Annotated in this window: 17 protein-coding genes and 3 tRNA genes; 9 read left to right on the top strand and 11 right to left on the bottom strand. The window is 58.6% G+C overall.

Features of this window, described 5'->3' with window-relative positions; all coding sequences use genetic code 11:
• The first annotated feature begins 110 nt into the window (after positions 1-110).
• Together BR00_RS08030 and BR00_RS08035 are read left to right on the top strand one after the other, a co-directional pair.
• Positions 111-186 (top strand) — tRNA-Lys (locus tag BR00_RS08030).
• A gap of 19 nt (positions 187-205) precedes the next feature.
• A tRNA-Lys gene (locus BR00_RS08035) sits at positions 206-281 on the top strand.
• Positions 282-1041: 760 nt separating this feature from the next.
• On the opposite strand, the gene BR00_RS08040 is transcribed toward BR00_RS08035, so the two are convergent.
• From BR00_RS08040 to BR00_RS08055, 4 genes are all read right to left on the bottom strand, one after another.
• Entirely contained in the window at positions 1042-2340 is a 1299-nt protein-coding gene (locus BR00_RS08040; RefSeq protein ID WP_496477074.1) for a hypothetical protein, read from the bottom strand.
• A 4-nt stretch (positions 2341-2344) separates the two neighbouring features.
• Positions 2345-4363: an ATP-binding protein gene (locus BR00_RS08045; protein ID WP_496477075.1), complete on the bottom strand. Its 2019-nt coding sequence runs from the start codon at positions 4361-4363 to the stop codon at positions 2345-2347.
• Complete coding sequence (locus tag BR00_RS08050; protein WP_496477076.1) at positions 4293-5183, bottom strand: DNA adenine methylase; 891 nt, start codon at positions 5181-5183, stop codon at positions 4293-4295. Before BR00_RS08050 ends, BR00_RS08045 begins: the two co-directional genes overlap by 71 nt.
• Positions 5184-5328: 145 nt before the next feature.
• Positions 5329-5538 carry a hypothetical protein gene (locus BR00_RS08055; RefSeq protein WP_496477077.1) on the bottom strand — a complete coding sequence of 70 codons (210 nt, stop codon included), beginning with the start codon at positions 5536-5538 and terminating at the stop codon, positions 5329-5331.
• 557 nt (positions 5539-6095) lie between these two features.
• Here BR00_RS08055 and BR00_RS08060 point away from each other — a divergent pair.
• Positions 6096-6242: a hypothetical protein gene (locus tag BR00_RS08060; RefSeq protein WP_496477078.1), complete on the top strand. Its 147-nt coding sequence runs from the start codon at positions 6096-6098 to the stop codon at positions 6240-6242.
• Here the strand turns inward: BR00_RS08060 and BR00_RS08065 are convergent.
• Positions 6231-6497, bottom strand: coding sequence for a terminase small subunit (locus BR00_RS08065; protein WP_496477079.1), 267 nt, complete (start codon positions 6495-6497; stop codon positions 6231-6233). The two genes, BR00_RS08060 and BR00_RS08065, sit on opposite strands and share 12 nt — an antisense overlap.
• A gap of 220 nt (positions 6498-6717) precedes the next feature.
• A complete protein-coding gene (locus BR00_RS08070; RefSeq protein WP_496477080.1) occupies positions 6718-6936 on the bottom strand; it encodes a hypothetical protein in 219 nt (72 codons plus the stop codon).
• Between the two features lie 520 nt (positions 6937-7456).
• Here BR00_RS08070 and nifJ point away from each other — a divergent pair.
• From nifJ to BR00_RS08100, 6 genes are all read left to right on the top strand, one after another.
• A complete protein-coding gene (gene nifJ, locus BR00_RS08075; RefSeq protein WP_496477081.1) occupies positions 7457-11101 on the top strand; it encodes a pyruvate:ferredoxin (flavodoxin) oxidoreductase in 3645 nt (1214 codons plus the stop codon).
• 74 nt (positions 11102-11175) lie between these two features.
• Positions 11176-12888 carry an L-lactate permease gene (locus tag BR00_RS08080; protein ID WP_496477082.1) on the top strand — a complete coding sequence of 571 codons (1713 nt, stop codon included), beginning with the start codon at positions 11176-11178 and terminating at the stop codon, positions 12886-12888.
• Positions 12889-12957: 69 nt separating this feature from the next.
• Entirely contained in the window at positions 12958-14346 is a 1389-nt protein-coding gene (locus tag BR00_RS08085; RefSeq protein ID WP_496477083.1) for an FAD-binding oxidoreductase, read from the top strand.
• A 1-nt stretch (position 14347) separates the two neighbouring features.
• Positions 14348-15637, top strand: coding sequence for a (Fe-S)-binding protein (locus tag BR00_RS08090; RefSeq protein WP_496477084.1), 1290 nt, complete (start codon positions 14348-14350; stop codon positions 15635-15637).
• A 101-nt stretch (positions 15638-15738) separates the two neighbouring features.
• A complete protein-coding gene (gene pta, locus BR00_RS08095) occupies positions 15739-17850 on the top strand; it encodes a phosphate acetyltransferase (RefSeq protein ID WP_496477085.1) in 2112 nt (703 codons plus the stop codon).
• 83 nt (positions 17851-17933) lie between these two features.
• Positions 17934-19142, top strand: coding sequence for an acetate/propionate family kinase (locus BR00_RS08100; RefSeq protein ID WP_496477086.1), 1209 nt, complete (start codon positions 17934-17936; stop codon positions 19140-19142).
• 214 nt (positions 19143-19356) lie between these two features.
• Here BR00_RS08100 and BR00_RS08105 read toward each other — a convergent pair.
• The 5 genes from BR00_RS08105 to BR00_RS08125 form a co-directional block, all read right to left on the bottom strand.
• A tRNA-Ser gene (locus tag BR00_RS08105) sits at positions 19357-19452 on the bottom strand.
• Complete coding sequence (tadA, locus tag BR00_RS08110; RefSeq protein ID WP_496477087.1) at positions 19427-19930, bottom strand: tRNA adenosine(34) deaminase TadA; 504 nt, start codon at positions 19928-19930, stop codon at positions 19427-19429. The genes BR00_RS08105 and tadA overlap by 26 nt, the downstream gene beginning before the upstream one ends.
• 20 nt (positions 19931-19950) lie before the next feature.
• Complete coding sequence (locus tag BR00_RS08115; protein WP_496477088.1) at positions 19951-20760, bottom strand: phosphoribosylformylglycinamidine synthase subunit PurQ; 810 nt, start codon at positions 20758-20760, stop codon at positions 19951-19953.
• Between the two features lie 27 nt (positions 20761-20787).
• Positions 20788-21135, bottom strand: a complete 348-nt coding sequence (locus BR00_RS08120) for a hypothetical protein (RefSeq protein ID WP_496477089.1) — start codon at positions 21133-21135, stop codon at positions 20788-20790.
• 2 nt (positions 21136-21137) lie between these two features.
• Positions 21138-22793, bottom strand: a complete 1656-nt coding sequence (locus BR00_RS08125) for a hydantoinase/oxoprolinase N-terminal domain-containing protein (RefSeq protein WP_496477090.1) — start codon at positions 22791-22793, stop codon at positions 21138-21140.
• Between the last annotated feature and the right edge of the window lie 302 nt (positions 22794-23095).

Genomic DNA, 23095 nt, shown 5'->3' on the forward strand with positions numbered 1-23095 from the left:
GGGGGAGATGCCCGGGAAACGAGGCGCCGGTACCACAGGCCAGAAAACACAGGCCAGAAAAACAGTTGACAGCGGCAGAGCCCTTGCCTATGGGATGCCTCCGTTCGCACGGGCCACTAGCTCAATTGGTAGAGCATCTGACTCTTAATCAGCAGGTTCAAGGTTCGATTCCTTGGTGGCCCACCAGCGATACTCCCCACCCTTGGGGCCACTAGCTCAATTGGTAGAGCATCTGACTCTTAATCAGCAGGTTCAAGGTTCGATTCCTTGGTGGCCCACCAGAAAAATTAAGGGGTTAGGTCAACCGGCCTAACCCCTTCGTGTTTTCGTGTCTCGCCTGGGTCTCAGTCAAGAAGGAAAAACCATCGTAGTGGGGCGGGCGTTTCACCCCTTGGGCCACAAGCCCACCAGAAAGAAAACTTCCAGCACTACCAAACCGCATCTTTCGCACATACCGGATGGAAAAGCCGCTTGCAATCTGGACTTCGCCCTTCGCCACCAGGGGCGCTCGAAGCGCCATTGAGAAATTTTCGCAAGGGAAATTGACCCCCAGTGGGCGGCCAGGTCATTATTTTTGGGGAATCTCCATTGAGGGAGGAGATCCCGGAATGTCGGGCCGTCGGATTGGCCGGCGGATCCAAACTTTTTTGTGGGTGGATCCCAACAGACTAATTGACTTTTCCACACCCTCCATCCTTCCCATAAGCAACCTCAGTGATCCCCAACCAGGTACTTTGAGTTTTCCAACAACGTCCCCATCAGAGCCTGAAGGGCAGAGCACCGGTTTACCAGGGGAAAACCCCACAGCAATGCCGCATAAATGGAGTCTTTCAAGCTCTCCGAGAGGCTTATCCCCGTAGACGTTACGGATTCAGGAGCCATTTATCATTTTTTGACGCGCGACGCTCTGCATAACCGGCTAACAATAGAGCGCAGCGGAATTGCCAGCCCGAGTTGATGCGGTTGTGCTGTCATTATTGTGCGTCTTCAACGATAAACACGCTCATATATTTATTTCATGGGTAGTGATTCCATAGAAATTCAAATATCAGCAAACATCTTGAGAATCGTCGCTGACGGATAACTGGAAAGGGAAGCCACGCCGTTTGCAAGCACGATTGGTACAAGGGCGCCTTCATAGCAATAGCTAACCAGACCCGGAAGGGTGGTGAGGATCTTGTTAAGGCCAATGAACGATTCAGGCCCCTGGCTGTCGGTATATTCTCCGGTAGGCACCGAAAGCACCATAGTCTGGAATTGATCCAGCTTCACGAACACCTTGTTGCCCCAATTGACCCGCTTGCCATAGGGTTCCGAGCGTTCCGGCCGGTGCTGAATTTGTGTGCGGATGTACTCGTTGTTGGGGATAAACACCGAGTTTGCAGGGGCATTATTGCCGATGATCTGGAGGAAATCGACAAGTGCCCCTGATTTTTCCTGACCTGCGACGTGGATCGCAATTTGCTTTTGCTTGCAATACTCGAAGAACTTGCGAATTGGAATGACAAGCTTGGAATATTGGCCGCGCAACGTCAGAGGACCGTCCTTGAAGAACAATGTCCTGGACAAGGTGTTGAATTTCTTCTTTTCCCAGAAATAGCGGATGCCGGTAAAAAGCATCAGCGTTTCGTGAATGAGCATGTAGGCTGTGGCAAGAGATTCCGGTGCGGCGTCTTCATCCATCTCAAGATGGAAACCGATCATGTCGGTCAAGAAAATCTCCCCCTTACAGTGGGGACAATTGTCGGTATCAGCCATGTAGGGCAAGCCGTCGATGGCCTCGAAACAGTGGGGGCATTCGAAGCCCGGCGACCTGACCTCGTTGCCTGTCCACCCTTCATAAGCCAACCATTTCAGAGTGTTGTATGGTTCTGCGTTGAGGGATGCGTCTTGAAACGAATCAAAAATGATTTTCCGGACCGCATGATAGTTGTTTACATCTTTTATACGGATCCCTTTCAGAGGTAGCACCGTGGCATGGTACAGGGCTGAGTCTTTCAGGATGTCTCTCAAGGCCATGGGATGGGGATCTCGCTTGTCCAGTCGTTTTACGGCTGCTTGGTCCAAGCGAAGAAGCGCTGTTTTGATAAAAGACAATTCACGGTAAGGCTTGGTGTCGGAACGAATGGTCTGTATCGAGCCGTCCACGGCGAAAATTAGTCGCAAGGGATTGTCGTCGAACTTGATGGGCAGCCATTGGATTTCTTGTCTATCGTCATCCTGATCTGGCATCTCGAATTGTTCGATGAGCTTGTTGACCAGGTCGCTTTTGATCACCTCAAGGTGGCCGAGTTTGCTGGCTTTTTCCATTCCAAGGCGATTGCCGGCTCGGTATGGCATGGGATCAATCCCCTTTTTCCTGTTTTTCGACTACGACCTCGAATTTGTTGATTTGGACCGGAATCACGAAGCGATGGGAGAAGGTCATCATTCTCATGTACCCTGGGGTGCGGGTGGAAAGGATGTCGCGTTGAAGGCCGTCGAATTGAAACTGGAGCTTGGCCAGGGCGTCGACCTCGCTTTGAGCCGAGATGTGGGCGACAAAGAAGTTTTCGGTCTGGACCAGCAGTTCTCGATTGATGGTTGATGGCGACTGGGTCGAATATACGATGCCTATGTGGAACTTGGCGCCTTCCTTAGCAAAGCGAGTATAGACGCCAGTGAAATCCCGGTCGTCCTTTGGAAACAGGTTATGGGCCTCTTCGAAATAGAGCTGGATGAAATGGTTACCCAGCTGATTGCTTGTGAACTTCTTTTCCTGGTGATTGAAGACAGCCCGCGAAAGAAGGTCAGAGAAGTAGGTCCTAATTTCATCGGCTGCGTTGCCCAGGTCGAGGATAACGGTCTTTCCCTCATCCAAAGAGGAAAGAATTTCATTCACGAAATCGGCGGCGCGCGGATCGTGATACCGGCGATAGGGCTGAAGAATCCGCGGCCCCCCGCTCCTTTGCCCTGGCTGCAAAAACCCCAACAGTGCCAAGTCGTCTGAATCAAACAGGGGTTTTCCGCTGGAAGATTGGAATTCCTGGCCGTTGGGGTTATTCTTTCTGTAATTTTCAATCGCTTCGAGAAGCTGGACGAGCTCGTCGAGGTTGGTTGGTGAGGCAAACGAACAGTTCTGGCCGCAGGCTGCTTCGATTAGTTCCCTTCGAAAACCTGGGTTGAAGTGGCTGGGGCCGCCGCTGCTTCCAGAACGGAGTCCAAGGTCCTTTAGCGCTTTTTGATCGCACTCAAACCCTGCTTTATGCAAGATGGCCCAATAGATTTGGATTTTCCTTATTGCGCGAACTCTTTCATTTACCGTCTGGATCTGTTGAATATCTTTGATGCTCGGTAATTCAACGCTGGAAAAACTTCTGATATAAATTGATGTTCGACCTTCCTCTTCAAGAAGTGACCGGATGATGCGCATGCAGGAGTCGGGCTGCTCGTAGAAATTCAGCTTGAGGGGTTTGGAAGGGGTTTCCGGTCTTGGGTTCAAGGCGTACACTTCGCAACGATCCTCGTAGACGCTACGCAGCGACCTGCTGCCGTCTTGCGGGTTGTCGTTGGCATACTCGCCGTTGATGTCGAAAATCAGTTGGCCCACGGAGTGGTCTTTTTTCGTTGCCTCGATGATGCTCTGGGCGATGATCTTTACAACGTTGCTTTTGCCCAACCTGGTTTTACCGAACATCGCCGTTCGGAACCCTTTGAAGTCGTCAATGGACACGCGCACATCGATCTGGGGCTGCTCGATGTCTGCAAAAGGCAGGGTGCATTCCGTAAAGCGAAGCCTGCCAATGGGAAATTGGTTTGTTGGGCGAACGGTTCCGTTGATGATCAAATCCAGAAGCCCTTTTGTTGGCGCATAGACTTTGTATCGGTGAGCACTGACGACATTATTCACGTCTCCAGAAAACGCCGGTCTGTCGGGTTGGTTGATATCGGGAAAATACATTCCAAGGACATGGGTATCCAGCGCGCCCCATTGAAGCTCGCTTCGTGTCCATACATCGAGCTCAGGCATTGATTTTTTGTGCAGCTCGAAGTAGGTCTGTTGCACTTCCTTAGAAAGCGGAGTGGGAGCTGTTGCGGTCACCCGAAGAAGCGAAAAATGTGGAGGCATTCCTTCAAGGTCGTCAGGGGCCATAATGAGAAAAGAGCCGCGAGGAATACCGCCGACGGCCTTCTTGAATGGATCCGATGTGATGATGGTGGCTTTCTCAAAGCCAAGTTCCAACACGTAGCCGACAAACCGCATTTGCTCGTAGGTGCCTGCATCCTCCAGCCTCTTTTCTTTTTCCAGAAATTCAATGAGGGCGCCCATAGGGCCGTTGCGGTATTCGGCCTCTTCGAAAAACACAGTCGTAGGATTCGGCATGTTCCAAATTCCCCATAATTAAAAGTTCTTCATATTTTCCCCGAAACTTCTTGTCCGCTGAAATCATGCTTTTGCGGTATATCGGCTGTAGTTGGAAATAATTTCGGTACAGCTCAACCACGCTTTGATGGTAGGCATTGGTCGCAATAATTAAAGCGCCTCTTTGGGCCGCCCTTTTCAGGCAGCTTGCCAAACGGATCTGGTCGTCCCAGGAAAACAAATCTTCGTTGTACTTGATGAATGCATTGTTGTTATGGCGAATAGTATAGGGGGGGTCTGCAAATACCAGGTCGCCAGCCGAGGCACCGTCGATAACTTCTTCAAAGTCGCAAGCCTTAAGTTCGGCGTTCTTCAATAGCTTGGACACTCCCTCAAAATCGTCCGTTTTAAAGATAACGCTGTTTCTCGTGCCACGTGGCACATTGAATTGCCCATTACGGTTGACTCGATATATACCGTTGAAACAAGTCCGATTCAGGTAAATGAAGCGGGCGGCTTTTTCCGCAAGAGATTCAGGCCGAAAAGACCGGACGGTGTAATAGTAGGAATCGCTATGCTCCATTGCGTGATGTCGCAGTATGTCAAGGACATTTTCCCAGTCATCCCTGATAGCAATGTATGTGTCGATTAGCTCTGCATTGGTATCGCTTAGAACGGCACGGTCAGGAGTAAGATGGAAAAATACAGAACCTCCACCCAGAAAAGGTTCTATATATTTGCCGGAGAAAGCCGGGAAAATGCTAGGATGCCGCTCTACAAGCCACCGCTTTCCACCGGCCCATTTAAGAAATGGAATGTGTTTAGCATTTCGCTTTATCATAAAGATTTCTTCAATTAAGACATAACGTTAAAGCTCAGCGGCTGCCAAACCCAGAGCGAAGCGGCGGGTTTTGCAGTCCACTGGAGTGCCTTGTTAGGCTTTTGATTGATGTGGTTAGCAGAATCATGTCGATGAGCAACAAACCTTACTTTTTCAGGCTTGTATTGCCATCAGGGTAAATTTTGATCTGCTGGTTGCCAATATCAAAAGTGGTATGTGACTTTGTAATGTCACCATTTGAATTGACATTGATGGTCTCGTGATACGACAGACCATCACCCAAATCAATCTGGTCAGTCATGAACCCGTTTGGGTTCCTAGTAAGAGGATTCCAGCCTTTGTCGTTTGTAGCCATGGCATTTCTCCTTTCGGTTTACCGCCTTTGATATTTATCAGGCCCCCACAGTGCGACTTTCTATGAAGCCTAACTACTTATTCTACACAATCTCCCTTTGGCCGCGATCCTTCTTGATTAGCTGATGTCTAGCAGAACCGACCACCGCCGGGCTGTTCGTACTGCCGGTATTGAGGAGATGAGTGCTCAGGACGTCAGGTCTCGAAATCTTCACAATTACCCTTGGCTACCTATTCCCCCTGTTCTGGAGATTGGAGATAATCAGCGGTTCGATTAGTCGGAATGTCGTTGGCCGTCTGCTTGTAACAACCAGCGCAATGTCTCTTATTTGAGAGAGTTTATGTCAAATTTCACAGACTGGTGCAAGTAGTGTATGGTATGTCTAGATCAACGAAGGGCAGACACGTGGCTCGGCTGCTTCCGTAGGGCAGGTGATGTAATCTCCGGGGCCCCACGCCTCAATGAAGGATGATTATCCGTCGGCGTCGGGGTCGTCGCCAACGGGTGTCAGGAAAGAAAGTTGTTGAGCCTTGGTGTCCTGTGGTGAGACAGCACCGATGGTGCAGACTCAAGGAATCGAGAAAGGCTTTAACGGCCTGATAGACGGCCTTGCCACCATCACCGGCGGGCCGATGTCGATTCCACATGCCGATGTGGCGGCCCAGAAGTTCTATCGTCCTAACTGCGGCGGCCTATTGCCCTGAGGCCATTGCCTCGTCGGCGATCTGTCTCAGTCGGTTCAGGACGGATTGGATATTCAGCCACGTCCTCTGGCTGATCTCGGCCTGCTTTTGCCTTATGGCACTACGAACCCAAGTTTTTCCAAGGAATTCAGGCCCGATCCTGCTTGCCGTCTTCTCGGAATAGCCGGCCCGGATCGCCGCTCGGATTGCGTTCAGCTCCACCATGTATTCCTCGACGAATCTCTTTTGGCGGTCCGTAAGGGGGTTCTTCTTCATGTTGTACCTCCCAGCTGTTTACCTCATCAGCAGGTTCAAGGTTCGATTCCTTGGTGGCCCACCACGAATGGAAGGCCCTTCTCGAAGATTTCCGAGAAGGGCCTTTTTGCGTATTCGTCTTGCGGTGAAGGGGCGCGCACAGGGGTGGTGTGCCTGTTCGGGGGCGCCCCGCTCCTCTTGCGGTGGTGGGTAGAGAGCTGATGCTTGTCGTCTGTGGCGCTCAGGAGTGCCCCCGGCGGCGAGGCTGGAGGTGCTGGGTATCGGAAGACAGCCAGTACTCTTTCCACGAATCCAAGGTGTATTCCCGCTTGACGAGCACGGACTCGCCTTCGAGCAATTGCTCGCGCTGCATGGGAGTCAGCAGCCGAGAGAGCTGCATGGTTTCCGAAGGGCGAAGATCTGTCATATGTCCATGCTTGGTAATGAGTTTACCGCGCATACAAACCTCCTTGGTTGCGTATTCAACAAAATTTTTTTAAGCAAAAAACGTTCCTGTCAAGGTTGGATTTGTCCAAAAGCACAGGGACGATTTTTTTCTTGTTTTTTTATGGTATTACCTTGGAGGCCGTGAAGTGGTTTCGATGGATTTCTGTGGCCGAGGTCGGTTTTTGAGTCATGGAGACTCAGGGGCCCGTGTGAGGTGCGGGACGGAAGGGCGCAGTTGTCCGGAAAATCAGACGGTGGGTGGCGCCGGCGAACCCACCGCTTTGTGCGAACCGCTTACCGCTTCACGATTGCAAAAACCGGTCGTTGTGGCACATTCCAAGTCATCGAAGTGCTGATGCTTGTCTTTTTTTTCAGAAGGTCGCGCGAGGATGCCGCCAAGGGGGTGATTGTGTATTTTTCTGTATTTTGAATAAGTTATCACATGCACGCCACATGGCACGTTCGTTGATTAGTGGCAGGGAGGCCGGTTTTCGGCCCACGGAAGCAACCCTTTCCGCAAAGGAGTTTGATACATGTCTATGATGAAGACTATGGATGGCAATACCGCCACTGCCCATATCGCCTACGCCTTGAGCGACACGGCGGCTATTTATCCCATCACCCCCTCGTCCACCATGGGCGAGCTGGCGGACGACTGGGCCGCTGCCGGCCGGAAGAACATCTTCGGCCAGACGGTGCTGGTGCGCCAGCTGCAGTCCGAGGCCGGTGCTGCGGGCGCGGTGCATGGTTCTTTGGCCGGCGGGGCGCTGACGAGCACCTTCACCGCCTCTCAGGGGCTTTTGCTCATGATCCCCAATATGTACAAGATTGCAGGTGAGCTTTTGCCGGGCGTATTCCATGTGAGCGCCCGCGCCATTGCGGCCCATGCCTTGTCCATTTTTGGGGACCATCAGGACGTCATGGCCTGCCGCCAGACGGGTTTCGCCATGCTGGCGTCGAGCTCCGTGCAGGAGGCCATGGACCTGGCTTTGGTGGCGCATTTGTCCGCCATCGAGTCCAGCGTGCCGTTCCTCCATTTCTTCGATGGGTTCCGGACCTCGCACGAGGTGCAGAAGATCCACGTCATCGACTACGAAGACATCAAGAAAGTGGTGAACTGGGAGGCCATCGAGAGCTTCCGCGAGCGGGCCATGAGTCCTTCCAACCCCACCATCCGGGGCACGGCTCAGAATCCGGACATCTACTTCCAGGGGCGGGAAGCGGCCAATGTGTTCTACAATGAAGTGCCGGGCATCGTGGTGGAGCAGATGAAGAAAGTGGCCTCCATCACCGGCCGCGCCTACAAACCCTTTGACTACGTGGGCCACCCGGAGGCCAGCCGCGTCATCGTGGCCATGGGTTCGGGCTGCGAGACCATCGAGGAAGTGGTGGAGCACTTGAACGCCCGTGGCGAGCGCGTGGGTCTGGTGAAGGTGCGTCTGTACCGTCCCTTTGTGCCGGAGTTCTTGTTGCGCGCCATCCCGGCATCGGCGGAAGTGGTGACCGTGCTGGACCGCACCAAGGAGCCCGGCGCTCAGGGCGAGCCCCTCTACAAGGACGTGTGTTCCGCCTATCTGGAGCATGGTCAGGCGCCGGAGATCGTGGCCGGCCGTTATGGTTTGGGCTCCAAGGAGTTCACTCCGGCCATGGTCAAGGCGGTGTTCGACAACATGCGCGCCACTGCCCCCAAGCACCACTTCACCGTGGGCATTGAGGACGACGTCACCCATACCTCCTTGGAAATCCCGCCCTTTGCCGACACTACGCCCGAGGGCACCATTCAGTGCAAGTTCTGGGGCTTGGGCTCTGACGGCACGGTGGGCGCCAACAAGGAGGCCATCAAGATCATCGGCGACAACACCGATCTCTATGCCCAGGGCTATTTCGCCTATGACTCCAAGAAATCCGGCGGCATCACCGTATCGCACCTGCGTTTCGGCAAGTCGCCCATCAAGTCCACGTATCTCGTCACTTCTGCGGACTACATCGCCTGCCACAAGGCCAATTACGTGCGTCTCTATGACGTGCTCGAAGGCATCAAGGACGGCGGCATCTTCGTGCTCAATTCCAATTGGACCCTGGAAGACATGGAGCGGGAGATCCCGGCCTCGGTGCGGCGCACCATCGCCCAAAAGAAGCTGCGCTTCTACAACATCGACGCCGTGAAGATCGCCCAGGAAGTGGGGCTCGGCAACCGCATCAACATGGTCATGCAGACCGCCTTCTTCAAGCTGGCCAACGTGCTTCCCTTTGAAACCGCCGTGGAACTGCTCAAAAAGTCCATCCACAAGGCATACGGCAAGAAGGGTGACAAGATCGTGGCCATGAACATTGCCGCCGTGGATCGCGCCATCGATGCCCTGGAAGAGGTGCAGTATCCGGCCTCCTGGGCGGACCTTGCCCCCGAGGCGCCGGTGGAGCGGGACGAGCCGGATTTCGTGAAGCACGTCATGCGGCCCATGCTCGCCCAGAAGGGCGACAACCTGCCGGTGTCGGCCTTCGAGCCGGACGGCATTTTCCCGGTGGGCACCTCGCAATATGAAAAGCGTGGGGTGGCCATCAACGTGCCGCAGTGGATCCCGGCCAACTGCATCCAGTGTAACCAGTGCTCCTTTGTCTGTCCGCACGCGGCCATCCTGCCGGTGCTGGCCACGCCCGAGGAGCTGGAAGGAGCGCCGGCCACCTTCGAGACCATCGATGCCAACGGCAAGGAGCTCAAGGGCCTCAAGTTCCGCATCCAGGTGAACACCTTGGACTGCATGGGCTGCGGTAATTGCGCCGACATCTGTCCGGCCAAGACCAAAGCCCTGGTGATGCAGCCCTTGGAGACGCAGACCGCGGCGGAAGTCCCCAATTACGAGTTCTCCACCACCATCTCCTGGAAGGACCATTTGGTGCGCCGGGATACGGTCAAGGGCAGCCAGTTCCAGAAGCCGCTCTTGGAGTTCTCGGGGGCATGCGCCGGCTGCGGTGAGACCCCCTACGTCAAGGTGCTCACTCAGCTCTTCGGCGAGCGCATGATCATCGCCAATGCCACCGGGTGCTCCTCCATTTGGGGCGCGTCCGCGCCCAGCGCGCCGTACACGGTGAACGCCGAAGGCCACGGCCCGGCCTGGGGCAACTCCCTGTTCGAGGACGCGGCCGAGTTCGGCTACGGCATTCAGATGGCCTACGCCCAGCGTCAGGCCAAGCTGGTGGCCCTCATGGAGGAGGCCATTGCGCAGGGTGTGTCGGAAGAGCTGGCCACGGCCTTCAAGAACTGGATGGCGGTGCGCCATGACGGCGAGAAGTCCGTGGAGGCGGCGGAGGCCGTGCGCGAGGCCCTGTGGAACAGCGAGCGCACCGAGATCCTCGACGCCATCCTCGCCATGGATGACCTGTTGGTGAAGAAGTCCTTCTGGATCTTTGGCGGTGACGGCTGGGCCTACGACATCGGCTATGGCGGTTTGGACCACGTGTTGGCCTCGGGCGAGGATATCAATGTCCTGGTCATGGACACCGAGGTGTATTCCAACACGGGTGGGCAGTCCTCCAAGGCCACGCCCTTGGGTTCCATCGCCAAGTTCGCGGCCGCGGGCAAACGCGTGCGCAAGAAAGACTTGGGCCTCATGGCCATGAGCTATGGCTACGTATACGTGGCTTCCGTGGCCATGGGCGCGGACAAGGCCCAGCTCATGAAGGCCTTCAAGGAGGCCGAGGCCTATCCTGGGCCGTCGCTCATCATTGCCTACGCCCCGTGCATCAACCAGGGCATCCGCAAGGGCATGGGCAAGACCCAGGAAGAGGCCAAGCGGGCGGTGCAGTGCGGTTACTGGCCGCTATACCGCTTCAATCCGCTCCTTGCCCAGGAAGGCAAGAACCCCTTCATCTTGGATTCCAAGGCCCCCGATGGAACCATTCAGGAGTTCTTGCTGGGTGAAAACCGTTTCGCCATGCTCGAGAAGATTGCTCCGGAAGACGCCAAGCGGCTGCGCACGCGGCTGGAACAGGAGTATCTGGAGCGCTTCCACATGTACGAGTACTTGGCGAGCCGAAAACTGGAATCGGTCGCAGTTCAGGGATCTGGCGATGCACCGCAGACCCCGGAGGGCGAGGCGTGTGTGGTGACGGCCACGGCCGAGCATTCGGGTGCCGGGCGGCCTGCCGAGCCCTGCGATGACGGCCGAGCCGGAAAATAGGTAGAGGTCTGCCCCTGCTCGGGCTTGGGGGAGTCCGGGCAGGGGCCTTTGGTGTGACATCTGTGGAGGGAAACATGTCTATTCCTGCGTTGGCTTTGGTGGCATTCTTGCCCATCCTCGTGGCGTTGGTCCTCATGGTCGGCATGCGCTGGCCATCGACCAAGGCTATGCCCCTTGCCTGGCTCGTGTGTGCGCTGAGCGCCCTTTTGGTATGGCAATTGCCGGTGGGCTACATCGCCGCCCTGTCGCTGCAGGGCATTGTGGTGGCCATCGGCGTGCTCATCATCGTCTTTGGCGCCATCCTCATTCTGTATACCCTCAAGTATTCGGGTGGCATGGAAACCATCCAGTATGGCATGCAGAATATCAGTCGCGACAAACGCATCCAGGCCATTATCATCGGCTATATGTTTGCCGCCTTTATCGAAGGCGCCGCGGGCTTTGGAACGCCGGCAGCCCTGGCTGCGCCGCTGCTTTTGGCATTAGGATTCCCGCCTCTCGCCGCTGCCGTCATCTGTTTGGTGTTCAACTCGTTCCCGGTGTCTTTTGGGGCCGTGGGCACCCCCATTCTCATCGGCCTCAAGTTCTTGGGCCCGTTGGTCACGGGTGCGGTGGACGCCGGCACTCCTGGACTCAATTTTACGGATTTCGCCTCCTTTGCCAAAGTCATCGGACAGTGGGCTTCCGTTTTGCATCTGGGTATGGTTTTTATTCTGCCCATCTTCATGCTGGGATTTCTCACCCGTTTCTTCGGCCACAACAAGTCCTGGTCCGAAGGCTTTGCCGCCTGGAAGTTCTGTGTGTTCGCCGCGGTGGCCTTTGCCGTGCCCTATGTGGGACTGGCCTGGCTCATCGGTCCGGAGTTTCCCTCCCTCATTGGTGGTCTGGTGGGCTTGGGCATCATCGTGGCTGGCGCCAAAGCGGGATTTTGTGTGCCGACAACGGTGTGGGACTTTGGCCCACAGGATCGCTGGGATCCCGAGTGGACCGGCTCCATTGCGTGTGATACCTCCTGCCAGTTTAAGGAGCACATGAGCCAGTTCAAGGCATGGCTGCCGTATGTCATCATCGGCCTGATCTTGGTGATCACTCGGGTACCGGCCTTGGGACTCAAGGCTTGGCTTTCGGCCCAGAAGATCGGCTTCACGGACCTTCTCGGGTACAAGGGTGTGTCTGCATCCATCGACTATCTCTACCTGCCGGGGACTATTCCCTTCACTCTCGTGGCGATCTTGACCATCTTCCTCCACGGCATGAGTGGTGATGCCGTGAAAAAGGCGTGGACCGAGTCTTTTGCCAAGATGAAGGCCCCGACCATCGCGCTCTTTGCTGCGGTGGCGTTGGTGTCCATCTTCCGCGGCTCCGGTGTGGCGGACGCGGCCCTCAACCCTAACAGCTATCCCTCCATGCCGCTGGCCATGGCCAAGGCTGTGGCGGAGATCGCCGGCAATGCCTGGCCGCTTTTTGCCTCCTATGTTGGCGGGTTGGGTGCCTTCATCACGGGCTCCAATACGGTTTCGGATTTGCTGTTCGCCGAGTTCCAATGGGGCGTCGCCCAGCAGCTGGAGCTGCCGCGGCAGATTATCGTCGCCGCCCAGGTGGTTGGCGGCGCCATGGGCAACATGGTGTGCATCCACAACATCGTGGCCGTGTGCGCGGTGACCGGCCTGGTTGGCCGGGAGGGTATGATCCTCAAGCGCACGTTCTGGCCGTTCCTGCTCTACGGCGTGGTGGTGGGCATCGTCGCCTCGCTGATGAGTTTTGTATTCCTGCCGCACCTCTTCTAACACTGATGGTTTGGGCCCCAGGCATGGTCCTGGGGCCTTTCTTCCCCTGTTTTTTTCAAGGAGATGTTCATGATTTCCACGAGTCTGCTCTCGGCCTTCCAGACCTTGCTCGGCAAGGAGAACGTCCTTGACAGTGAAGCGGACCGCCATTCCTATGCGTATGACGCCGCAGTACTGGAGCCCGTGGTGCCGGAATTGGTGCTGCGGCCGACGACCAGCGAACAGTTGGGCAAAACCGTGGCCCTGTGCTTCGAGAACGACCTCCCCATGACGGTGCGCGGCGCGGGGACCAACTTGAGTGGCGGCACCATCCCCACCAAGGAAAAGGGCGTGGTCATCCTCACCAACGGTCTCAACAAGATTCTCGAGATCAACGAGCAGGACCTCTACGCGGTGGTGGAACCTGGCGTGGTCACGGCCAAGTTCGCCGCGGAGGTGGCCAAGCGCGGACTCTTCTATCCTCCGGACCCAGGGTCCCAGGCCGTGTCCACCCTGGGCGGCAATGTGAGTGAAAACGCCGGCGGTCTGCGCGGCCTCAAATACGGGGTCACCAAAGACTATGTCATGGGGGTCAATTTCTGGAACGCCCAGGGCGAGTACGTCAAATCCGGCGGCAGGACCGTCAAGTGCGTCACCGGCCTCAACATCAGCCAGCTCATGGTGGGCTCTGAGGGGACCTTGGGGGTCTTCGACCAGATCATTTTGAAGCTGGTGCCGCCGCCGGTGGCCTCCAAGGCCATGCTGGCGGAGTTCGACGACATCGACAAAGCTTCGCAGACCGTGGCTGCCATCATCGCCGCCAAGATCGTGCCCTGCACTTTGGAGCTTCTGGATAATGCCACCATCAACTACGTGGAAGCCTTCACCAAGGCAGGACTGCCCACCGACGCCGCGGCCATCCTGCTTATCGAAGTGGACGGCGGCCATGAGGCCCTGGTGGAAGACGACGCCGCCAAGGTGCTCGATATCTGCAAGAAAGAAGGCGCCCGCCGGGTGGTGCTGGCCAAGGACGCCGCGGAAAAGAACAAGCTGTGGGAGGCCCGGCGCAACGCCCTGCCGGCCTTGGCCCGCGCTCGTCCCACCACGGTGCTCGAAGACGCCACCGTGCCTCGCAGCCAAATTCCGGCCATGATCCGGGCCATCAACAAAATCGCGGAGAAGTACCGTCTGCAGATCGGCACGTTCGGCCATGCGGGCGACGGCAACCTCCATCCCACCATCCTCACCGACCGGCGGGACAAGGAAGAATTCCACCGCGTGGAGCTGGCCGTGGACGAGATCTTCGATGTGGCCCTGTCCTTGGGCGGCACCTTGTCCGGGGAGCACGGCATCGGTCTGGCCAAGGCCAAGTGGCTCGAAAAGGAGACCACCCGCGCCACCATCATCTACTCGCGTACCATCAAGAAGGCCGTGGATCCCAAGTATCTCCTCAACCCTGGCAAGGTCATCGGAGGCTAGCATGACGCAGGATCTCCATTCCTTGGCCCGCATGCTCATGGAATTGGACGACCAGATGGTCGCCTGCATGAAGTGTGGCATGTGCCAGGCGGTCTGTCCGGTGTTTGCCGAGACCATGCGCGAAGGTGACGTGGCCCGGGGAAAGATCGCCCTCCTGGAAGACCTGGCCCACGAGATGATCCGCGACGCCGAAGGCGTGCAGCAGAAGCTCAATATGTGCCTCTTGTGCGGCTCCTGCGCGGCCAATTGTCCCAGCGGAGTGAAGGTGCTCGACATCTTCCTCAAGGCCCGGGTCATCGTGAACACCTACATGGGACTTTCACCCACCAAGAAGGCCATCTTCAAGGGGCTGCTCACCAAGCCAGCCCTGTTCAACAGCCTCTTGGACGTGGCTTCCAAGTTCCAGGGGCTGTTCACCAAGCCGGCCAGCGACGTCATCGGCTCGTCGTGCGCCCGCATTCAGGCCCCGGTCATCGGGGGGCGTCACTTCATGCCGCTTGCCAAGAAGCCGCTGCGCAAGTTGGTGCCGTCCATGAGTACCCGCCCGGGCAAAAGCGGCTACCGTGTGGCCTTTTTCCCAGGCTGCGTGGTGGACAAGATCTATCCTCATGTGGGGCAGGCGACCCTCAAGGTGCTGGAGCACCACGAGGTGGGCGTGTACCTGCCCGCAGGCCAGGCCTGCTGCGGCATTCCGGCCTTGTCCTCGGGCGACAAGGAGTCCTTCGACCAATTGGTGCTCCACAACCTCGAGCTCTTCGAGAAGGAGCACTTCGATTACCTGCTCACCCCCTGCGCCACCTGTTCGGCGACCATCCATGAGATCTGGCCGCTCATGAGCGGCGACAAGAAGGAGTCCCTGCGCGACCGCATCCAGGCCATGGCCGAGCGCACCATGGACATCGGGCAGTTTCTCGTGGACGTGCTCCACGTGGAGGTCCCGACGCAGGGCAGCGGCACGCGGGTGACCTACCACGACCCGTGCCACTTGAAGAAATCTCTCAAGGTGAGCGAGCAGCCGCGGGCTTTGCTGCGCTCCAACCCCACGGTGCAGTTCGTGGAAATGGCCGAGGCCGACCGCTGCTGCGGGTGCGGCGGCAGCTTCAATCTCCAGCATTACGACCTCTCCAAGGATATCGGTGCGCAAAAACGCAACAATATCGTGGCGTCCGGAGCCGAGGTGGTGGCCACGGGGTGTCCTGCCTGCATGCTGCAGATCTCGGATATGCTCTCGCAACACGGAGACCGTGTGGCGGTGAAACATTTTATTGAAGTGTACGCGGAATCGCTGTAATCCTATGGGGGACCAGGACGACTTGGTCCCCCTATTTTTCGGGCGTTGTTTGGTTTGTTTGTGCAAACAATGGCGAGTCAGGACATACTTATGAGGGCGTTATGGCAAAGAACCTCTATATAACGGCCACGGAAGCACGAAGTGGAAAGTCCGCAATTGTGCTTGGCGTCATGCAAATGCTCCTTCGCGACATCCGTCGCGTTGGTTTTTTTCGTCCGATCATCAACGATGACTCTGGAAAGAAAGACCATGATATCGATTTGGTGTTGTCCCAATTCTATCTTGGTCTGCAATATGAAGAAACGTACGCCCTGACCATGCGGCAGGCCAAAGAGATGGTGAATTCCGGACAGCATGCCCTGCTCATGGAGCGCATCATCAATAAATACAAAGAGTTGGAATCCAAATGCGATTTTGTGCTCCTCGAAGGGACGGATTTTGAAGGCGGCTCTCCGGCTTTCGAGTTCGACATCAACGCCGATATCGCCGCCAACTTGGGAAGCCCCCTGCTCGTAGTGGTCAATGCCTGCCAGAAGACCGAGCACGAGATCATCACCTCCACCAAGTTGTCGTTGGAGTCTTTCTCGGAAAAGGCGGTGGATATCCTCGGCATCATCGTCAACCGGGTGGCGGTTGCCGACCGGGAGGCCCTGCGCATCGCTCTGCGCCAAAGCCTCGCTCGGATGGACGTGCTGCTCTATCTCATCCCTGAGGTGGCGGTGCTCGGCAAGCCTACTATGGCTGACGTGATGAAATGGGTGGGCGCTGAGGTGCTCTACGGTCGCGACAACCTGGAGGCCCAGGTGGAAGACATCGTGGTGGCGGCCATGCAGATCGGCAATTTCCTCGACTACATCGAAAAGGGGAGTCTGGTGGTCACCCCGGGCGATCGCTCGGACATCATCGTGAGCGCCTTGGCCTCGCGGCTGTCCGCAGCCTATCCCGACATCGCCGGAATCCTGCTCACCGGCGGCATCCGGCCGGATCGCAACGTAGCGCGTCTGGTAGAAGGCTGGACCGGCGTGCCCGTACCGGTGCTTTTGGGCAAAGAGGCCACGTTCCAGACCGCCCGGCGCCTCTACAACATGTACGGGAAGATCGAGCCCGACAACCAGAAGAAGATCGCTTCGGCGCTCGGTGTCTTTGAGGAGAATGTGGATACGGTGGAGATGCGCTCGCGCCTCAATACCCGAAAATCCACCAAGGTGACGCCGCAGATGTTCGAATACAGCCTCATCGAGAAAGCCAAGGCGCATCGTCAGCACATCGTCCTTCCGGAAGGATCCGACGAGCGTATTTTGCGGGCTGCGGATATCTTGGTGCGGCGTGGTGTCGTGGACCTGACTATTTTGGGTGATATTCCTACCATTCAGTCCAAGATCTCCCAGATGGGGCTCAATCTGGAATCCGTACAGCTCATCGATCCATCCAAGAGTCCGGATCTGGAAGAATACATCGAAACATTCCATGAACTCCGCAAAAGTAAAGGAGTATCACGGGAACTTGCTTGTGATTGCATGATGGATCCCACCTATTTTGGGACCATGATGGTGTATTTGGGCAAGGCCGATGGTATGGTCTCAGGCGCCATCAATACCACGGCGCACACCATTCGGCCGGCGTTGCAGATCATCAAGACCAAGCCCGGTATTTCCATTGTATCCAGTGTGTTTTTCATGTGTCTCAAGGACCGGGTATTGGTATTCGGCGACTGCGCCGTGAACCCCAATCCCAATCCGCAGCAATTGGCGGAGATCGCCATCAACTCCGCCGAGACTGCCCGGGTGTTCGGCATCGAGCCGCGGGTGGCCATGCTGTCGTATTCCACCGGAGACTCAGGGGCGGGCAGCGACGTGGACCTGGTCATCGAGGCCACGCGCATCGCTCGCGAGCGGGCGCCGGAGCTGCTCATCGAAGGCCCCATCCAGTACGATGCGGCCATCGATCCGGAAGTGGCGCAAAAGAAGCTCCCCGACAGTCCGGTGGCTGGACGGGCCACGGTGTTCATCTTCCCGGACCTCAATACCGGCAATAATACGTACAAGGCCGTGCAGCGAGCGGCCAACGCCGTGGCCATCGGCCCGGTGCTTCAGGGCCTCAAAAAGCCGGTCAATGATCTCTCCCGCGGCTGTCTGGTGCCGGATATCGTCAATACCGTGGCCATTACCGCCATTCAGGCCCAGGCGGAAAAGGGAATCATTGCGCAGCAGTGATCGTGGATTTTTGCGTATATCCAAGCGGCATGATTTTTTTCGTGCCGCTTGAATTTTGCCATCGCATGTGAAGGAGATTGGTTATGTATGTGTTTGTGATCAATTCGGGAAGTTCTTCCCTCAAATATCAGCTGCTCGATATGGATAAACGCCAGGCAGTTGCCTCCGGTGTTGTGGAACGCATTGGCGAATCCATGGGCCGTATCACCCACAAAAAGTATCCTGGCGAGTCACGCGAGGCCAAAACGTCCATGGATATGCCTTTTCCTGATCACCGTGTTGCCATGGATCAGGCGGTCGCTTTGCTCGTGCATCCTGAGCATGGGGTCATTGCTTCCAGAGACGCCATCCAGGCCATTGGTCACCGCGTGGTGCAGGGCGGCGAGACTTTGGTGCAGAGCACCCGCATCACCCCGGAGGTCATTGCCCAGATTCGCGCCAACTTCCAGCTGAGCCCCTTGCACAATCCCGCCAATCTGGTGGGTATCGAGGCCGCGCTGGAGCTCTTTCCCCACGCCCCGCAGGTGGCGGTGTTCGACACCGAATTCCACCAGACCATGCCGCCGGCCGCCTATCTGTACCCGATTCCGTATCATTTCTACGAGGAAATGCGCGTGCGGCGCTACGGTTTTCATGGTACCTCGCACCGCTATGTGACCCGTGAGGCCGCCCGCCTCATGGGCAAACCCATGGAAGCCGTGAACCTGGTGACCCTGCATCTCGGCAATGGGTGCAGTATGGCCGCCGTCCGTCAGGGCCGGTGCGTGGACACCACCATGGGCATGACCCCGCTCTCGGGCCTCATGATGGGCACCCGCAGCGGCGACATCGATCCGGCCATCGTCTTCTTTCTCATGAAGGAAAAAGGCTACAGCGCGGATGCGATGGACGCCATTCTCAACAAAGAGAGCGGACTCAAGGGGATTTGTGGCAAAAACGATATGCGCGACATCCATGAGGCGGCAGCCGCGGGTGACGAGCGCGCACGTTTGGCCCTGGAGATGTTCGTGGGCCGGATCCGCAAGTTTTTGGGTGCCTATCTGACGGTCGCCGGGCCCTTGGATGCCATCGTCTTCACCGCCGGCATCGGCGAGAACGACGACATCGTCCGCCGCATGGTGTGCCAGGATTTGGAGCATCTGGGCATCGTCCTGGACGAGGCGGCCAACGCCGGCCGCAAGGGCGCGGCCACGGCGGTACACGCCCCAACGAGCCGGGTGCAAATCTGGGTCATCCCCACCAACGAGGAACTGGAGATCGCCCAGGCCACGGTGGCGGTCCTGGAAAACTGAGGCTGTCCCGATTCGGGCCTGGTGGATGCTTCCCCCAGGCCCAGACGTATGGGCGTCGCCCCCGCCGTACTGGCGGGGGTGCGTCCGTCCTCGCAGCAATACTGGCCAAATCCCGAGCGCTTTTCGGGACGGCACATACCGCGCTATGAAAACAGCGCAGGGACTCCAAAATTGGTGTGAAGGAATTTTAGAAATGCAGGGGGCGGGGAAAAAATGGCGGAGAGGGTGGGATTTGAACCCACGTACGGAGTATGAGTCCGTAACTCGATTTCGAGTCGAGCGCGTTACGACCGGGCTTCGCTACCTCTCCGCATGGATCGGCGGGATTCAAAGAACGCAGTGATCAGTGCACTGCAGGGTTGGGCGAGCACGCCTTCGCGCACCCAAAAGTGGTGGTTGCTCCACGAGACATCGGCGCTGTGCATGCGGCTTCCCAGGCAGCCTGCCTTGGGGTCTCGGGCGGCGAACACCACTCCGGCCAGCCGGGCGTGAATGATGGCGCCCAGGCACATCAAACACGGCTCCAAAGTGACGACGAGCACACATCCCGGAAGGCGGAAATTGCCTTCCCGCGCCGCGGCCTGGCGCAGGGCCAGGATCTCCGCGTGGGCCGTGGGATCGTTCTGGGCGATGACCCGGTTGCCCGCGCGGGCAAGGATCTCGCCTTCGCGCACCACCACCGCGCCCACCGGCACTTCTCCAATTCGTTCGGCCTCTTGAGCTTCCTTGAGGGCTTCTGCCATGAAGGGGACCCAAGGGTCGGTGCCGTGCAACGGGAAGGAGTCCATACGGGGGCGGGCTCTGGTTGTCAACGTGTACGCAGATACTCGATGCCCCGGGCGAAGATTTCCAGTCCCAAAAGGGGACGTTCGCCCCGAGTCCAGCGCGGGTGGTTGGTGAAGTGGTTGAAGGCCTCGGGGTGGGGCATGAGGCCGAAGATGCGGCCGGTGGGGTCCGTGAGGCCGGCAATGCCCATGGGCGAGCCGTTGGGATTGGCCGGGTAGTCTTGGGTGGGCAGGCCGGTGGAGGGGTCGCAGTAGGCCACCGGGGCGAGGTGGTCCGCTTGGATGCGGGAGAGGATTTCCGGGCTGGCGGTGATGAGCTTGCCCTCGCCGTGGCGCACGGGCATCTCCAGGACGCCGTCGAGCCCTCGGGTGAAGACGCACGGCGAGGCCGGATCGATCCGCAGGCTGACCCAACGGTCCTCGAAGCGGGCGGAATCGTTGTGCCCCAGGGAGACCTGGCGCACGAAGCGCTGACCGTCCAGGCCTGGCAAAAGCCCGAGCTTCACCAGCAGTTGGAAGCCGTTGCAGATGCCGAGGATGATGCCGCCGGCGTCCAGGAAAGCGGCGAGGTCGTCCACCAGGCTCTGGCCGCTCTGGGTGCGGGCATGGCGCCAGCGCACGGCCGCGGCTTGGGCCGCGCCCAGATCGTCGCCGTCGAGAAATCCACCCGGCAGGATGAGGAATTGAAAGTCCGTCAGCCGCACCCGTTCGGCCAAGAGGTCGAAGAAAAAGGCGATGGTGACCGCATCGGCGCCGGCCTTTTGGGCGGCATAGGCGCATTCTTGCTCGCAATTGGTCCCGTATCCCGTGACCACAAGGGCGTGTACCCGCATATCGTTCTCCCTGAAGTTTGGCGCTTCCTAGTCGGTGGACGCCGTGGAGGCAAGGGGCGGCTCCTGGGCGCAGGTCAAGGGCTGCAGCGCCGGGTCGAAAGGTCCGAAGCTTCCGTGTTCGGCCACCAGGGTGAAAAAGGTCACCCGGTCGTAGCGCCAGATGCGCGACTCCTGAACGCCGAAGCGGGCGTAGTAGTCCGCCTTGGCAAAGGGGTGGTTGGATTCGGTGAGGTCGTACACCGCGTCATCCACTTCCGCCCAGGCGTGGACCACGTATCCCGGGCCGCCGGGGATCCAGGCGTGGACCACGCTGGCGGTCTCGCATTCACTGGCCACTTCCAGGGCCGCGGCGAAGCTTTGCTCGCGAAATTCCATGGTCACTTTTCTCCTTGGTGCTGGCGCAGGGCCACCAGGGCCGCGCCGATGGCGTTTCCCGAGGCCGCATGCGCGGGGATGATGAGTTCCGTGCCCAGGGCCTTGGCCACGGGAGGTAAAAGATAGGGGGCCGCCGCACCCATGCCCACCAGAGGAAGACGCAGACGCACGTTGAGCTCCAGGTAGGGTCCGGCATGGGTGTTCAGGGCCGCGGCCAGGGCCGGACCGCCGTGGCGCATGCCCAGCGCGTGGACGATGGCCTGCGTGATGCGTGACGCGGCGGCGTCGAGGACGCGCTGCGAAAGCTCGGACGCTCGTAGGCCATGGGCCTGGGCCAGGATGTCTACCCCGGCTTCAGCGAGTCCGCGGTCCCAGAGGTCCAGGATGCCCTGGGCGTGGAGGCAGTCCGTGGGGGTAAGTCCGGTGGTGACCACCAGCCCTTGGGCCTCCAGCCAGGCGAGGGCGGCCTCCAGTCGTGCCTCCGGTACATCGAGTCCGCGGCGAAGTTCCCCCCAGGTGGCTGGCCCTCGCTCCAAAAGCCAACGCCAGACGGCCGCCCCGGTGGCCGCCTTGCCGGTGCTCGGGACTTGAGACAGTTGGCCCCCGGTATGGGGCAGGACGAGCAGCCGGCCGGCGCCGCCGCCCAGCCAGGTGCGCGGATGCGGCAGAGAAAGATTCAGGGCAGGTACGCGGCACAAGGGGGTCACTCGCTGGGGGCCGATGGCGAGGGTCTTTCCGCATACTTCCACCAGGCTGTCGCCGCCCACGCCGACGGTGTCGGTGTCCACTGCCGGTACATGGGTGGAGAGTCCGGCCATGGTGAGCCCCTGGGGGGCGATGACCGGGCGGCCTTCGGTGACGAGGGCGATGTCCGTGGTGGTGCCCCCCACGTCCACGACCAGGGCGTTGCTGTGCATTGCCGCTCCCCACAAGGCCGTGGCCGCCGGCCCGCTGGCCGCGGTGTGGGCCGCGTGGCGCCTCGCCTCGGCAAGGTCCATGGCCGTGGCGTCACCGCGCACCAAAAAGACCCGGCCGCCTTGGTGGGGAAGCACGCGCTCCATGCGCGCCACAAAACCTTCCATGATGGGCAGAAGCTGGGCATTGGCCAGGGCGGTGGCGGCGCGTTCCTTGAGCCCCGGCCGGCCGCTTGCCTGGTGGGAGCAGAACACCGGCTTGGGGTCCACCAGGGCGATGGCCCGGGCCGCCACTTCCTCGTGACTGGGGTCGGCAAAGGAGAGCAGGGCCGCCACCGCGTAGGCGTCCACATGGCCGCGCATGGCCGTGACGCCTTCGAGCAGCGCCTCAAGGCCCAAGGGTTCGTGCTCGATGCCGCGGGCCTTGTGGCCGCCGGGCACGTGGCAGACCAAGGCTGCAGGGAGCCGCAGGGCCTTGGGCGCGCCGATGACGATCAGCCCTACCTCCGCGCCGCGGCCTTCCACCAAGGCGTTGGTGGCCAAGGTGGTGGACAGGGCGATGGTAAGACTCGCTTGGGGGTCCGGCAGCGCGGCCCGCACCGTCTCGAGGGCCGCGAGGATGGAGGTCTCCACCGCTGCGTGCCGGGTGGGCACCTTGGCGGTGGCGCACACACGGCCGCTTGCATCCACAAGGGCGGCGTCGGTGGAGGTGCCGCCGGTATCGATGCCGATGATGTGTGTCATGGGCGGCCTCTCTACGGCGCAAGCCCATGGCCGTAAAGGGGCGGCGGCAGCCGCTCACGGATCTCTGGACGCATCGGCTGAAATCATCGAACCCTATGAAAAGACAGGCAGAAGAAAAAATCGGTCCGTGAGTGACTGACCCCTTGAAAACAAAAATGTTTTCTGTCAAAAATCCTTCCAAGACATTTCCCGAGAGCGAAAAAATCGGGGGAACCGTGAGTACGGCGCCGCCAGTCCGCGCTACTCCTGGACCCCCGAACCCCGCTCTCTGAATGCATGACCCGATTCGAGGGGATTAAGAC

This window comes from Thermodesulfomicrobium thermophilum DSM 16697, assembly GCF_059568695.1.